This is a genomic window from Acinetobacter sp. TWP2-2-3 (genome assembly GCF_049896445.1).
Lineage (GTDB): Bacteria > Pseudomonadota > Gammaproteobacteria > Pseudomonadales > Moraxellaceae > Acinetobacter.
Genome location: NZ_JAFCUI010000003.1, coordinates 295101 through 310580 on the forward strand (window position 1 = coordinate 295101; position 15480 = coordinate 310580).

Consider the following 15480-nt stretch of genomic DNA (forward strand, 5'->3'; position numbering starts at 1 on the left):
ATTGATGAAACATGTCATGCTGGTTGAAGATGAAATCGAACTTGCACAGTTGGTGCGAGACTATCTGGAAGCTGCTGGTTTTGAGGTCAGTATGTTTCATGATGGGCAGGAAGCATATAACAGTTTTACCCAGCGTAAACCGAGTCTGATGATTCTGGACTTGATGGTGCCGCGTATGGACGGCCTGACCATTTGCCGTAAGGTACGTGAACAGTCGGATTTACCGATTATTATGGTGACTGCACGTACTGAAGAAATTGACCGTGTGTTGGGTCTGAATATGGGTGCAGATGATTATCTCTGTAAACCATTTAGTCCGAAAGAACTGGTCGCGCGTGTACAGGCTGTGTTACGTCGTCTGGATCGTAAATCAGAACCGGAAAGCAATGATTTATTCCGTATGGACAAATCACAACAGCGCATCTGGTATCAACAAAAAGCCTTGAATTTAACGCCGACCGAATTCCGTTTACTGGAGTTATTCCTGGAACATGTCGGACAGGTCTATTCACGTGCGCAATTGCTGGATCATATTAATCCGGACAGTTTTGATGTGGCTGACCGTGTCATTGACAGTCATATCAAGAATTTACGCCGTAAGATTTCAGATGCGGCTGAAACCGGCAACCGTCATGAGTGGATTCAGGCGGTGTATGGGGTCGGTTACCGTTTTGAATATCCTGAAGACTGATTAAGTTTTTAATGTTTAAGAGAAGCGAATAGGTGAGAACTTATTCGCTTTCTTTATAAAGCATTATTTTTTTTGATTTTATGAAAAGAACAGTACACTTGTATAATGCCTCCTGGATCATTTTAGAGGGTTCTGAAACCTATGGTTTGGATGGTTAAGAATTTATTCTGATCGAGGGCGAAAAACTGTTGGCTATCAATATTTTAATTTATTTCAATATAATAATGAATGCAGTCTCTAGTATCCTCACAGATTAAAGGAAATCTTGCCCAATTTTTTAAAATGCCTGTTTGGGTGAAACCTGATTTAATCAGGACGTTTTTTGATCTGGTATGTTCTGCATCATAAAAAGTCTCAATTCTTTCAAGAGTGCTATTATCTTTTAAATAAGTAAGTACAGCTTTTAGTGACTCTTGCATGAACCCTTGTCCTTGAAATTTTTTTCCTAGCCCAAAGTGGATTTCCCCACAATTCTCTTTATTAAAAAACAATACAATTCCCAGAGCCAAATCGGTTTTCTGGTCGCTGACAATCCAGGCAAAATTTTTATCTGGGTCTTCCCAGTTGACCCCACACCAATTTTCCAACATGTTTTTTGTCTGACATATATTTTTATGTGGCATTCTCTGGAGGTATTTGCTCGCTTCCCAGTCTCCGAAATATTCAGTAAAGAGAGAATTTTCATCCCCAGTCTGAAATTTACGTAAATTTAGACGATCAGTTTTTATAGGCGAAGCTAATACTTTGCGAGTTTTCATAGTTATTTAATTTAAAATTCTAGCCTTAGTTTAAAAATATATGATCAGCTTCTTCTAGTACAGCTTAAATGCTCCTAAATAATTTAATTCTTTGCTGATCTACTTTCTTCAATTTTGCCACCACCAGCTTATAAGAATTCAGCACCAAATCTTTAATCAAAGATTCATCCAGATCTTCATCCTCGTAAACTGAAATCCAATGCTGTTTATTCATATGCCAGCCCGTATGAATATAAGGATAAATATCCCGCAGCATTGCACCATGCTCAGGCTCGACTTTTAAATTAATCGCAGCTTTTCCTTGCAAATGAAAAGTCAGCATAAAGACTTTATCCATGACTTTAAATACATCACAACCTTCACCAAAAGGCTGAGTGACAGTGACTTCCGGCAGTTTTAATGCAGTCGATGAAGCAACAATGTGTAGGGTCATAAGTTATGGATAGCTCATCATAAAACTGTGGATAATGCTTAAATTATCCACAGTTTTTATTTTGGATGTGAATAAATTAAGACGAACAACTCACCATGACTTCAGGCACATCACTTGGTAATGGTGCTAAATCTTCAGGCTGTTCCAAATCTGGCTGTTTTAGATAAGGCTGACTGAGTAATTTAAACAGACGACCTACTTCAGAAAAATCATCCCGCTCTGCCAGTTCAATGGCTTTCTGTGCCATATGATTACGTATAATATAATGTGGATTGATCAAGTGCATGGCGGCGTCTAACTCTTCAATATCCTGTTGTTCTCGAATGCTTTCATATTGTGTCAAAAATGCTTCAAACTGACGACGATCCAGACAATCATCTTTAAGGGCTTCATAGTCTTTATTTTGCATACGGATAAAACTTTGGGTGTAGTCCAGTTGTTCACTCTGTAAAATGCGCAGAAAGGCCATTGCGCAGTCAAAACTGTCTTTATGGAAACTTGGCAAGCCCATTTTCTGGTTTAAACCATGTTTATAATGCTCTAAAAATGTTGGCTCATAGTGCTCCAGACACGCTGCTAAATCCTGTTTCCATTGTTCTTTGTCATAATCTGTAGGGCAGAGCGGCACCAGATTGTTTAACCATTGCCACAAATTCCAGTGTCCGATACTTGGCTGCTGCTGATAGGTATAACGCCCTTGATAATCCGAGTGGTTATTGATCCAGTTCGGACGGAAGCGCTCCATAAAGCCATAAGGACCAAAGTCCAAAGTTGAACCGGTAATATTCAGGTTGTCAGTATTCATCACGCCATGTGCAAAACCAACCCGTTGCCATTTGGCAATCATCACCGCAGTGCGCTGAATAACTTTTGTGGCAAAGCTCAGAATCGGCTGTTCGGCTTGCAGGCATTCTGGATAATGCCATTCGATACATTTCTGGGTAAATTCAGCTAGTAGATCTGGCTGATACTGATTGATCCATTCAAAATGGCCGAAACGGATATGACAGTCTGAAGTACGCAACATCATCGCGCCCGGCTCTAGCTTCTCACGCTGAATACCTTGGATTGATGAAGTAAAACCAACTGCATTACTGGATGCTACACCTAAAGCATTTAAGGCATGACCTGCCAGATACTCACGAATGACTGAACGCAGTACTGCACGACCATCGCCCATGCGTGAATAAGGGGTTGCACCAGCACCTTTTAAATGCAGGTCAATGGTCTGATTATTTTTATCCAGAATTTGCGCAATCAACAACCCGCGACCATCTCCCAACTGTCCTGCCCATTGTCCAAACTGATGACCTGCATAGACCATAGCCAAGGGTTCAAATTCAGTAAAAACTTTCTGACCACTACAAATCTCGACCCATTGCGCCTTGTCTTCATCCGACCATTGCAATTGCTCTGCTAAAGCTGCATTAAAATGTCCGGCTTTCGCACCTTTTAACGGCAGCGGAACTTGATGGTGATAGAGGCGGGCGGGCAGTGTTTGATAGCGAGAGTTAAAATACATGGCATCAGTACAGGATTGGAATAAATTTACTATAACAAAGATAGCTGTATAAAACTGTTGTATAAGCGAGAGTTCACGTTATCTTTCGGACATAAAAAAAGCCCCAATCGGGGCTTTAGTGTTCAACAGCTTTTATTGAGAAACTGCAGATTTTTTCAAATTACGAACCAGTAGATTCAAGGTTTGACGATGATGAGAAAGACGCTGTTCAACCAGCTGGAATTCAACTTTCAGCTTGTCATCCATCTGATGGATTTTTTCAGCCATCGATGCTTTCTTGACCTGAATTTCCTGTTCTTTCAGCTTCGCCCAGTCATTTAAAGTTTGGGTAAATGCATCATATTCCTGTGCGATCTTGGTTTTTACCGCCGAGATATCTTCAGAAACATCATGGCCATATACCGCAAGATCCTGTTCAGCATATTTAAACTTCATTGCCAATTCCGCTTTTTTGATATTAAAGCTAGGAATGCGGCGCAAGTTTTTAGCTAAACCAAGTTTAGAACAAGTCCAGATCAACCATTTAGTTGGATCGTATTGCCACCATTTTACGCCGTTACGGTAATCGTATTGGAAAATGTGGTGATAGTTATGATAACCCTCACCCCAAGTTGCAACCGCGAGTACGAAGTTGTCACGTGCAGTATTTTCATCGGTATAAGGACGATTTCCCCACATGTGGCAAAGTGAGTTAATGAAGAAGGTCACATGATGGCTCAGGATTAAACGCATTAATCCACCCAACAGCAACACGCCCCAGACATCGCCGACTGCCCAGCCAATTGGCAATAAAATCGCAGCATGAACAGTAATCACTAAAGGAACGTAGTATTTGTCCTGAAACATCACCACTTTATCTTTTAATAGATCTGGCGCATTTTTATAGTTGGCAGCACCAGATGGATAATCACGTAACATCCAGCCAATATGTGCATACCAGAAGCCTTTATTGATCGAGTACGGGTCTTGATCAACATCATCGACATGACGGTGATGGGTACGGTGACCAGATGCCCAGAATAAAATACTATTCTGTACAGCAAATGTACCCATAATCATCAAGATGATTTTTAATGGTAAAGTGGCTTCATAAGCACGATGTGCCCACAGGCGATGGTATCCTGCTGTAATGCCGAGGCTGCTTACGCCCAGTAAAACAAACATACTGATCCAAGCGGCAGCGCTAAAATCATGGTGATACGCATACAACGGAATCGCAATCAGGGCTACGATCGGTAAAAATACCAATGCAAACACAGCAATCCAGTTGATGGGGGCTTTGGGTAAGGGAGCATTCATCTCCAACAGCACTCCTAGAACCTCGGAAGGTATAACAAAAAGCAGAAACTACTGTTGGTTTTAACAGCAGCCTATCTTGTCCATATTAGCATGTGCCCTAAGGCATCACTAGCATTATTGTACGGTTGTATTGTACTTGTCGGTAACAGAATAAGTAGGGCAGAAGTGACCATTTTGCGAGCGTAGACGGGTTCTGATTTCCGACTAAGTGACTGAGGATTATCACTCTTTCAGAAAATGGAAACCGAATGAATCAGAGGAAAATAGTTGTTCATAATTTCTACAATATTATCAGGAAATTTGCAGAATATAGAGGTTGGGCAACTTAATTTCACTTTCAAATAAAATCTGATTAAGGAAGATTCACACTTTCATTATTACATTTTCGAAATGAACTGGATCAAGAAATACCTAGATCAATCAAGGCTAAGAGAGATTATTTAGAGTTGTTGTAGCATCAATTTTGGATAATCGGTAATCACCCCCTGAATGCCCCAGTCTCGCAGCTGTTTGGCACGGGTGACATCATTGACCGTCCAGACACTGATATTCAACTCGGCAGCCTGCGTGGCTTGAATCAGGTCTTTACTGGCCAGTTCATCCATCCAGCCAATATGACAGCATCCAAGTTCCAGCGCCTGATCAATGGCTTGATGTTTGACATCGGTTTCAATCAATAAACCGCGTTTTAAACGTGAGTTTTGCTGTTTAAATGCATCCAGAATTTTGGCATCAAAGCTGGTAATAATGGCTGCCTGCTCATAGCCTTGTAACTGCTTTTCGACTTCAAACGCGATTTTTTCAGCTGCTTCTTCAGATGCTACGCTTTTAATTTCGACTTCAATATGCTCAAAATTTCGAATGACATTTAAGGTTTGATCGAGCAATGGGGTCGCTTCGATTTTATTCCATTCTGACCAGGCCACTGCGTGATTATATTGGGTAAGATCTTGACGGTTACACTCGTATAGATGCTTCTGCAAACCGGTGGTACGCACAAAGTCGTCATCATGCATGATGATTAAGGCATTGTCTTTGAGCTGACGGACATCAAACTCAACGGCGCGAATGCCAATCTCCTGAATATATTGAAAACCGCCCAAGGTATTTTCAGGGGCTTCGCCACGTGCACCACGATGACCAATTATGCGCATAAGATGCTCATGAGTGGGAAAGTTAAGTTCATTTTGCGAGGGCTACGTGACAGAAGAGTGACACTTTCTATTTTCGTCAGATGTTCTGTAAAATCAAGAGACATCTGACGTGTATTTTTAGATAGCAACTTGAAACATAATTTTACTTTTCGATGCTGTCATTGATATTTTTTTGCCACAGCACTTCGGAACCGCCCTCAGCACGTTGCAGGGTACGTGATGCTACAAATAACCAGTCCGATAAACGATTAAGTAGTTGCAGTGACGCTGCCTGAATATTTTGGTCACGGTGATGTACCGACATGACGCTGCGTTCTGCACGACGGCAAACAGCGCGGGCCTGATGGGCAAAGCTACACACCAGCGTTCCGGTAGGCAAAATAAAGTCTTTGAGCATTGGTAAGGCCGCATTCATTCGGTCGATATCATTTTCCAAAAACTCAATCGATACCGGTTGCACCAGATTAAAACCCGGAATGCAGACTTCGCCGCCCAGATCAAATAGCCAGTGCTGAATCAGGCTTAAAGATTTATCCCAAGCGGCTTGATCTTTAATAGTGCTTGCTGAAATTTGTGCACGTAATACGCCAATCACGGCATTCAGTTCATCGACATCACCCAGCGCGGTAATACGCAAGTCATCTTTGGCAACGCGTGAGCCATCACCAAGCCCTGTAGTACCCGAATCGCCTGTGCGGGTGTAGATTTTACTTAAACGGTGGCCCATATGTGTTCCTTGAATTTTTAATGAAGATAATAAAAAAGGATAATGTCGGTCATAACATTATCCATAAACTGCGCTGTTTTAAAGTTTTTTGCTGTTTAGAGCTTAGTATTTAAAGGTCACGCCGGCAGAAGCGAGACGGCCACCGTTGATGTACCAATCTTTATTGCCATATTGTTCAGTTCGATATTCAACATCACCAATATTTTGAATATTCGTAAATAATTTCACTTGTGGCGTTAGATTTAAATAAGCATTTAAGTCCACAGTTGCATAACCTGAAATTTGCTCTGAATTACTATTGTTTGTATATGACTTTGACCGAGCGATAAGAGATGCACTTATTCCATACTTGTCATTTTCAAGACCTGTAGTAAGAGTTAGTGACTGCTTAGGACGATAAGCAAGCTCTTTACCATTCTCTTTGTTCTCAGTTTTTGCATAAGCATAAGCAGTGGATACAAAAAGGTCATCTTGAGCCCATTTAATACTTGCTTCTCCACCTTTTATCTTGGCAACTGCAATATTTTCATTTTGAGAGTCACCATAACCGATTAGATCTTTAATCTTGGTGTGATAAGCAGAAACTTGAGTGCTCAGATTATCTGTTAGTTTATAGTCTAAACCAAGCTCGTATGAGGTACTTTTTTCTGGAGTCAGATCAGTATTACCTCCCCATTTTGTATAGAGCTCATTTAGACTAGGGGCGCGGAATGCTGTACCAATATTTGTATAGATACTAGCATTTGGTAGAAAGTGATAGCGAATGGCACCTTGTCCAACGGTATGTGTACCAAATCGTTCATTATCTTCTAAACGGACTCCAAGTTGAGTATCTAGAAGGTTATTCTTAAATTGGTGTTGTGCATAGTAACCTTTACTTTCTACGCTTTGATCATTTGCTAGGATGCTATTAGTTTTATAGTTAGCATCGTTATAAGTTGCACCGATTAAAATGTTTTGGTACTTATTAAACTTCCACTTGAGGTTTAAATCTGCTTCATTATTTTCAGTATTATAATGGTCACCGTAATCAATGACATTTTGTTTGTCTTGAACATTTGCTAGATGAGTACCTAAAATTATATTTGGCGAAACGTGGTAACTTAGTTTGGCATTAATGATACGGTTTTTAAACTCACGTGGTGAGGTTGTTGTATTGTAATTACTGCTAAAGATACTAGTACCTTTATTTTCACTGATAGAGATGGAGCTATTTAGCAATTCTTCTTTAATATAACCAAGTTTTGCACTATATCCTTGTTGGTCAAAACTGCCAAGATCATTAGTCGGTAAATTTTCATAAATACGGGTACCATCAGTTTCTAACTGTTGGCCACTAACTTGTGCATAAAATCCGTTATTAGCAACTAAATTAGCTTTTGCAATAGCTTTATAGGTTTGATTCTCTCCATAAATACTAGTAATTTCAGCACCAGTTTTTTCAGGTTTCTTAGAGAGAAGTTGGACAACTCCACCAATAGCATCACTGCCATATTGAACAGAGGCAGGACCTTTTAAAATCTCCACTTGTTGAACATCTGTTGTATCTAAAAAAGAAGGGTATAAAGGACCATAATTATTTTGACTGTTTAAACGTGCTCCATCTTTAAGCACTAAAGTATGAACAGCGTTTGTACCACGAAGTCTAATTTCAGAAACTTGTCCAAAACCACCGCTTTGTTTGATATATATGGATGGATCACGCTGAATTAATTCAGAGATGTTTAAAATAGGATTTGATTCAATAGTCTTCTGATCAATTACTGAAATTCGAGCAGGGACATTTTCAATGTTTTCTGCAGAACGAGTTGCTGTAACCACAATGGTATCTAAAGATGCTTTCGCAACTTTTTGCTCGTTAGCAAAAACAGATGAAGTGGTCCCCAACGCAAGTGCGATCGCACCTACCAAGGCAGTAGGTTGACAATGAAGTGACATGTTAAAGCTCCCTACATTCACTTCCCCGTGAATGATTGAGTTATAGAACACAACAAGCAGGTTTCCGGACTTAAATGTGCAAAGCAGCGACTTTGCTGTATATCCACCTTCCCACATCAAGATGCAGTGGTGTAAACCGAAGAGTTTAAATTGATAGACGTTTCATTTTTTACCGTTGCGGGGGCAGTGCTGGATTTACACCAGCTTCCCTAAAGCCTGAAGGCTTGGACTTGCTGCAAAGTGAGCGCAGTATAAAGTCAGTATGAGTTATATACAATCTGCATAGAGAATAATCCGGATGAACTTTTACGCAAGTCAGAAAAATTGCATTACAATGATTTGCCCCAATCTTACAGATTGTTCAATACATTGGTAGATCTAGAGCCAACATAATATGCGAACCCGTGCCAAAATTTGTGGAATCACCCGAGTTGAAGATGTACATGCCGTAGCCAATGCTGGCTGTGACGCGATAGGATTTGTATTTTATCCACCGAGTCCGCGGCATGTCACTTTAGAGCAGGCTGAAATCCTGATTCAGTCGGTTCCAGCTTATGTACAGGCGGTGGGTTTATTTGTGAATAGTCACGCAGATGAAATCCAGGCGATTTTAAATAAAATACCGCTGGATATTTTACAATTTCATGGCGATGAAACACCTGAACAGTGTCAGGCTATCGCCCAGCAGGTCGGACGCCGCTGGTATAAGGCCATTCAGGTGAAACCTGATCTGGATGTAGTCGCAGAAATTCAAGGTTATCAAGATGCCGGCGCAAGTGCAGTGCTGTTAGACGCATGGCATCCTGAACTGAAAGGCGGCACAGGGCACAGCTTCGATTGGGACACCTTTCCCAAACTCAATATTCCCTTGATCTTGGCAGGCGGTTTAAATCCTGACAATATCGAACAGGCAATTCTCACCACACAGGCGTATGCCGTGGATGTGAGTGGCGGTGTCGAGTCCGCAAAAGGTATTAAAGACCAACAACTCATAGAACGCTTTATGCAAGGAGTCCATCGTGGATCAGCAAAGTACTAGCCAGAACAGTCAGGCAGTTGACTATACCCAATTCCCGGATGAACGCGGGCATTTCGGTATTCATGGCGGACGTTTTGTGTCAGAAACACTTATGGCGGCTTTAGAAGACTTGGAAAAGCTCTATTTCCGTATGAAAGATGATGCGCAGTTTTTGGCAGAATTTGACCGTGACATGGCGTTTTACGTCGGTCGTCCGAGTCCCTTATATCATGCTGAGCGATGGTCGAAAGAGTTGGGTGGCGCACAGATTTACCTGAAACGTGAAGACCTGAACCATACCGGTTCGCACAAAGTGAATAATACAATCGGTCAGGCCTTGCTGGCGAAGCTTTCCGGCAAGAAACGTATTATTGCCGAAACAGGGGCAGGCCAGCACGGTGTAGCAACGGCAACGATTGCAGCACGTTTAGGTCTTGAATGCGTAGTATTTATGGGCGCAGACGATGTAAAACGTCAGGCGATGAACGTCTACCGTATGCGTTTATTAGGTGCGACGGTTGTGCCGGTAGAAAGTGGCTCTAAAACCTTAAAAGATGCCATGAATGAAGCCATGCGTGATTGGGTGACCAATGTTGATTCAACCTATTATGTGATTGGTACTGTGGCAGGTCCACACCCATATCCACAGTTGGTTCGTGATTTCCAGTCGATCATTGGTCGTGAAGCACGCCGTCAGATTCTGGAACAGGCTGGCCGTCTGCCAGATGCACTGGTAGCATGTGTCGGTGGTGGATCCAATGCCATGGGCTTGTTCTATCCATTCCTGAATGACCAAGACGTGAAAATGTACGGCGTTGAAGCAGCAGGTCATGGGATTGAATCAGGCAAGCACTCTGCGCCGTTGAATGCCGGTCATGTCGGTGTCCTGCATGGTAACCGAACTTACCTGATGTCGGATGCACAAGGCCAGATCATCGAAACCCATTCAATTTCTGCAGGTCTGGATTATCCGGGTGTGGGTCCGGAACATAGCTTCCTGAAAGATATGGCCCGTGTTAAATACGTACCGATCAATGATCAGGAAGCTTTACAAGGTTTCCGCGACTTGACCAAGATTGAAGGCATTATTCCGGCGTTAGAAAGCGCACATGCTATGGCTTATGTCACTAAACTTGCACCGACCATGGACAAGGATCAAATTATTATTGCGACGGTTTCAGGTCGTGGTGATAAGGACTTGATGACCGTTGCCCGTATTGATGGCGTGGAAATGGTAGAGATGTAAGCTCCTTAAAGTCCTCTCCTTATAGGAGAGGGTTGGATGAGGTTAAATCTCACAAAAGGATAAGTTAAAAAATCGTGCTAATAAAAATTAGCACGATTTTTTATTGAGTAGATTTTGAAAAAACATGCCTGTATGGAATTAAGAAAATTCACCTTGCGCGCGCTCTTTGGCCCATTCGCGTAAAACAAATTTCTGCAATTTACCGGTCGAGGTTTTTGGAATTTCGGTAATCACCACATCCTTAGGCACTTTAAAGCGGGCCAGATGTTCACGGCAAAATTCCATAATTTCTTCTTCAGTGGCCTTGGTGCCTTCTTTGAGCTCAATAAAGGCACAAGGAACTTCCTGCCAGCGTGAATCAGGCTTGGCGACTACCGCTGCAGTCAGCACCGCCGGATGCTGATACAGTACTTCTTCCACTTCAAGCGATGAAATATTTTCTCCGCCAGAAATAATCACATCTTTGGAACGGTCGGTAATTTTGGCATAGCCATCCGGTTGGCATACCGCCAAATCTCCCGTATGGAACCAGCCACCGGCAAAGGCTTCTGCTGTCGCCTCAGGATTTTTCAGATAACCTTTCATCACGATATTGCCACGGAACATGATTTCACCCATGGTCTGACCATCATGTGGCACTTCCTGCATGGTATCCGGATCAAGCACTTTCATGCCATCTTGCAATGGATACGGGACGCCTTGACGGGAGTGCAACTGTGCCTGTTCCTGAATAGACAGATCGCTCCAGCCTGCCTGTGAAGCGCAGAGTGCAGAAGGGCCATAGGTTTCAGTCAAGCCGTAAACATGCGTTACGTTAATACCGATATTGCGCATGCCTTCAATAATTGCTGCTGGAGGTGCGGCACCCGCCACCATCACTTCGACACGATGATCAATTTTGGTCTTTTTCTCTTCAGGTGCGTTAATCAGCATTGACAAGACAATTGGTGCACCGCAGAAGTAATCGACTTTATGTTCAGCAATCAGTTTAAAGATCAGTTCAGCATCAACTTTACGCAAGCAAACGTTGGTTCCACCGTTGGCCGCCATGGTCCAGGCAAAGCACCAGCCATTACAGTGGAATAGCGGCAGTGTCCATAAATAGGTGGCACGTGGTGTCATGCCACAGGCAATAATATTACTGGCTGCGTTAATGTAGGCACCACGATGATGATAGACCACGCCTTTCGGGTTGCCGGTGGTCCCAGAAGTGTAACTTAAGCTGATGGCATCCCATTCATCTTGAGGTAAATGCCATTCAAAGTTTGCATCGCCTTGCGCAATCCAGTCTTCATATTCGATTTGGCCAATACGCTGGTCTTCACCTTCAAACTCTGCATCAGCCACATCAATGACATAAATGTCTTGTGAAACTAGAGCGAGTGCTTCAGTCGCAAGTGCAGTAAATTCAGGATCAACCAATAATACTTTGCTCTCAGCATGTTCCAGCATGAAAGCAAGGGTCTTGGCATCCAGACGGGTATTTAAGGTATTCAGGACGGCACCTGCCATTGGTACAGCAAAATGCGCTTCGATCATGGCAGGGACGTTAGGCAGCAGGACAGACACGGTATCATTTTTACCGATGCCTAATTTTTGGAGTTGGTTGGCAAACTGACGACAACGGTTGTATTTCTCACGCCAGGTAATACGACGCTTACCGTGAATAATCGCGTTCTGGTTTGGATAGATATAAGCTGCACGATCAAGATAGCGTAAAGGTGATAAGGCTACAAAATTCGCGGGGGTACGCGGTAATTCATCATATGCGCTAACCATTGTAAAACTCCGTTCTATATTTATTTTCATATCCTGTTGAAAAGATATGTATTTCTCAGAAATCTTGCATTTATGCTTTAGTCGAGTACGATTTTACAAATTTTAAGTATTTGAATATTAATAAAAATATTTAACCCTACTTAAATCTTTTGAACGCATGGGTTCCCAAGTTTGATTTTTTAGGTATTTTACTCTAGTTCAGCCATTAAAATAATATGAGCCCAGGAAGAATAATGAAAATACAACAGGCGAATGACGTCTGGCGAAACTGGTCGGGGAGCCAGTTCAGTGCCGCTCGGATTGTTCAGCCCAGCCAGATCAGTGAATTACAAAGTTTAGTGAAGACCCATGCACACATTCGTGCAGTGGGTGCAGGACATTCATTTAGCCCATTGGCTAAAACAAATGAGGTGTTGCTTAATCTCGATTTGTTAAAAGGTATCGTTGCCTTTGATCAAGAGAAAACCCAATGCACCGTGCGGGCCGGGACGCGTTTATATGATTTGGGGAAAGATCTGGTACCGATCAATCAGGCCTTAATCAATCAGGGCGATATAGACCAGCAAAGTCTGGCCGGAGCGATTTCTACCGGAACGCATGGCACGGGCATCGATTTACCTTGCATCTCTGCTTTCGTGGAAGGCTTTGAATTACTGACCGCGGATGGAGAGCTGTTGCAATGTCATCGTGAGCAGAATGCTGAGATATTTCAGGCTGGACGGGTGGCATTGGGCAGCTTGGGCATATTGACCCAAATAACCCTGCAAAATCGACCACGATATAAACTAAAAGAACAGATCCAGCTCTGTTCATTAAAAGACATATTTACCCATATTGGTCAATGGAAACATCAGCACCGACATATTGAGTTTTGGGCTTTTTTACATGCCGATCAAGTGATGCTGAAAACTCTGGATGAAACAGAAGATGACATTCAGTCGAGACAAGAGAGCTGGCCTTCGGAAGATGCTTTGCTGACCCTATGTTCGGAATTGACGCGACTCTTCCCAAAGACAAATCCCTATCTGCAAAAACTGCTCGGTGTATTTGCCAAACCGACCTGCTATGTCGATTGGTCGCATCGCATTTTCCCCACCCCGCGCAATACCAGATTTAATGAAATGGAATATCAGATTCCGGTTGAGCAAGGTTTGCAATGTCTGGAAGAGGTTTTAGCGACTTTAAGGAAGCATAAGGTGCCGATGTTTTTCCCGATCGAGTTCCGTTATGTCAAAGGCGATGAGATCTGGCTGAGTCCTTTTTATCAGCGCGATTCAGTTTCCATTTCCATTCATCAGTTCTATAAACAGGATTATCATGCGATTTTTGATCTGGTCGAGCCGATTTTACAGAAATATCAGGGACGACCGCATTGGGGCAAGTTACATAGTATGAGCGCAGCCTCACTGCGCGAACTCTACCCGAAATGGGATAATTTCATGGTGCTACGTCAGCAATTGGATCCACAGCAAAAATGGCTGAATCCATATTTAAAAGAATTGTTTTTATCTGGGAAATGAGGAGAGGGCGATGCAATCAAATTATTTTCAGCAGTTAACACAGGATTTAAAACAGCAGGGCACTGGCACACCGCAACTGATTCTGGATTTGGCGCAATATCGACATAATCTGGAGGTTATGCAGTCGAAATTGCCTGCGAAGTTAAAACCACGTCTGGTAGTGAAGTCTTTAGCCAGCATTCAGCTACTCAAACTGGCCAGTGAAAAACTAAATACCCAGCGCTTTATGGTCTTTCATCTGCCGCATCTGCTGGAGATTATAGGGACATTTCAGCAAGCCGATATCTTGTTGGGTAAACCGATGCCGATTCAGGCAGTCAAACATTTTTATCAAACTTTGTCTGATCAAAATAAAGCCAATGATCAAGTAATTATTCAATGGCTAATTGATGATGTGGAACGATTAAAACAATATCTGCAACTCGCGCAAAGCTTGAATACCTGCCTGAATGTCAATATTGAAATTGATGTAGGGCTGCATCGTGGCGGCGTACAAACGCAGCAGCAATTTATAGCCTTAATGGAGCTGATTCAGGACAACGCGGCTTATATCAAATTCTCGGGTCTAATGGGCTATGATGCACATGTCGCCAAATTACCAAAAATTCTGAAAAGTCCTGAAAAAAGTTATCAGCAATCGCAGCAGATGTATCAACAATACAAAACTATTTTGCAGCAGCAATTCCCAGATTTATGGCATGCAGGTCTGCGTTTTAACGGCGGTGGCAGTCCGACCTTTATGCAGCATTGTCAGCACAGTGTCTGTAATGATCTGGCTTTTGGCTCGATGCTGCTCAAGCCAGGCGATTTTGATTTGGCGAATCTGGCTGAACTGCAATGTGCACTCTGGATTGCCGCACCCATTTTAAAAGTTTTGCCTTGTGGCCAGATTCCCGGTCTGGAGCTGATGAATCATCTTCCACATCAATATAAAGCCATATTTATTTACGGAGGCTATTGGCGAGCAGATTATATTTATCCTGAAAAAAGCCGACCGCATATATTGTATGGCCGCAGCAGCAATCAGGAAATGCTTCAGGTGCCCATGCAGTGCGATATTCATGTCGATGATTATGTGTTTTTAAGACCGACACAAAGTGAAGCGCTGATCCCACAATTTGCCCAGCTGTATGTTTATGTAGAGGGAAAGTTTATCCAGTGGCAGACGTTCCGGGAATAACGAGATTTTGAACTGAAAAATGAGCCTAAGCCTTTAAAGATCAGCCATAGATTTGATGGTAAATCTTATTTTTATTGGGAAAAGGTTTAATCATGCGGCCAAGCCGTGTAAAATTCGAATCGATTTTATTTATCCACCGTTTTTATCTTTTGAGGCTGTGCCTCGATCATAATCTCGCGGTGATATGCTCCATGGTACGGGGCATCACTCCTTAA

The 15480-nt window shown here is 42.5% G+C and carries 13 protein-coding genes and 1 riboswitch; of the genes, 5 read left to right on the top strand and 8 right to left on the bottom strand.

From position 1 onward, the window contains the following. The first annotated feature begins 4 nt into the window (after nucleotides 1-4). Nucleotides 5-691, top strand: coding sequence for a response regulator (locus ACP7AK_RS06795; protein WP_004278304.1), 687 nt, complete (start codon nucleotides 5-7; stop codon nucleotides 689-691). A 203-nt stretch (nucleotides 692-894) separates the two neighbouring features. Here the strand turns inward: ACP7AK_RS06795 and ACP7AK_RS06800 are convergent, their stop codons facing one another. The 7 genes from ACP7AK_RS06800 to ACP7AK_RS06830 all read right to left on the bottom strand — a co-directional run bounded on the left by ACP7AK_RS06800 (nucleotide 895) and on the right by ACP7AK_RS06830 (nucleotide 8522). Next, nucleotides 895-1449, bottom strand: coding sequence for a GNAT family N-acetyltransferase (locus ACP7AK_RS06800; protein ID WP_425879226.1), 555 nt, complete (start codon nucleotides 1447-1449; stop codon nucleotides 895-897). Between the two features lie 64 nt (nucleotides 1450-1513). Further along, complete coding sequence (locus ACP7AK_RS06805) at nucleotides 1514-1882, bottom strand: MmcQ/YjbR family DNA-binding protein (RefSeq protein WP_213687660.1); 369 nt, start codon at nucleotides 1880-1882, stop codon at nucleotides 1514-1516. A gap of 76 nt (nucleotides 1883-1958) precedes the next feature. Further along, nucleotides 1959-3404, bottom strand: a complete 1446-nt coding sequence (locus ACP7AK_RS06810) for a protein adenylyltransferase SelO (protein ID WP_425879228.1) — start codon at nucleotides 3402-3404, stop codon at nucleotides 1959-1961. A 132-nt stretch (nucleotides 3405-3536) separates the two neighbouring features. Beyond that, complete coding sequence (locus tag ACP7AK_RS06815; RefSeq protein WP_005267436.1) at nucleotides 3537-4703, bottom strand: acyl-CoA desaturase; 1167 nt, start codon at nucleotides 4701-4703, stop codon at nucleotides 3537-3539. Between the two features lie 440 nt (nucleotides 4704-5143). Continuing rightward, nucleotides 5144-5857 (bottom strand): glycerophosphodiester phosphodiesterase, encoded by a 714-nt coding sequence (locus tag ACP7AK_RS06820; protein ID WP_213687658.1) that lies wholly within the window; start codon nucleotides 5855-5857, stop codon nucleotides 5144-5146. Nucleotides 5858-5999: 142 nt separating this feature from the next. Then, a complete protein-coding gene (locus ACP7AK_RS06825; protein WP_425879231.1) occupies nucleotides 6000-6584 on the bottom strand; it encodes a cob(I)yrinic acid a,c-diamide adenosyltransferase in 585 nt (194 codons plus the stop codon). 102 nt (nucleotides 6585-6686) lie between these two features. Further along, nucleotides 6687-8522, bottom strand: a complete 1836-nt coding sequence (locus ACP7AK_RS06830; RefSeq protein ID WP_425879233.1) for a TonB-dependent receptor plug domain-containing protein — start codon at nucleotides 8520-8522, stop codon at nucleotides 6687-6689. Nucleotides 8523-8560: 38 nt separating this feature from the next. Further along, nucleotides 8561-8771, bottom strand: a riboswitch (cobalamin riboswitch). Between the two features lie 145 nt (nucleotides 8772-8916). Here ACP7AK_RS06830 and ACP7AK_RS06835 point away from each other — a divergent pair. Then, nucleotides 8917-9561, top strand: coding sequence for a phosphoribosylanthranilate isomerase (locus tag ACP7AK_RS06835; RefSeq protein ID WP_425879235.1), 645 nt, complete (start codon nucleotides 8917-8919; stop codon nucleotides 9559-9561). Beyond that, nucleotides 9542-10786 (top strand): tryptophan synthase subunit beta, encoded by a 1245-nt coding sequence (gene trpB, locus ACP7AK_RS06840; RefSeq protein ID WP_005261881.1) that lies wholly within the window; start codon nucleotides 9542-9544, stop codon nucleotides 10784-10786. The genes ACP7AK_RS06835 and trpB overlap by 20 nt, the downstream gene beginning before the upstream one ends. A gap of 138 nt (nucleotides 10787-10924) precedes the next feature. Here the strand turns inward: trpB and ACP7AK_RS06845 are convergent, their stop codons facing one another. After that, complete coding sequence (locus tag ACP7AK_RS06845) at nucleotides 10925-12565, bottom strand: acyl-CoA synthetase (protein ID WP_425879237.1); 1641 nt, start codon at nucleotides 12563-12565, stop codon at nucleotides 10925-10927. Between the two features lie 233 nt (nucleotides 12566-12798). Here ACP7AK_RS06845 and ACP7AK_RS06850 point away from each other — a divergent pair, with 233 nt between their 5' ends. Next, entirely contained in the window at nucleotides 12799-14085 is a 1287-nt protein-coding gene (locus ACP7AK_RS06850) for a D-arabinono-1,4-lactone oxidase (RefSeq protein ID WP_425879239.1), read from the top strand. A 10-nt stretch (nucleotides 14086-14095) separates the two neighbouring features. Then, nucleotides 14096-15265, top strand: a complete 1170-nt coding sequence (locus tag ACP7AK_RS06855) for an alanine racemase (protein ID WP_425879241.1) — start codon at nucleotides 14096-14098, stop codon at nucleotides 15263-15265. Nucleotides 15266-15480 lie beyond the last annotated feature (215 nt).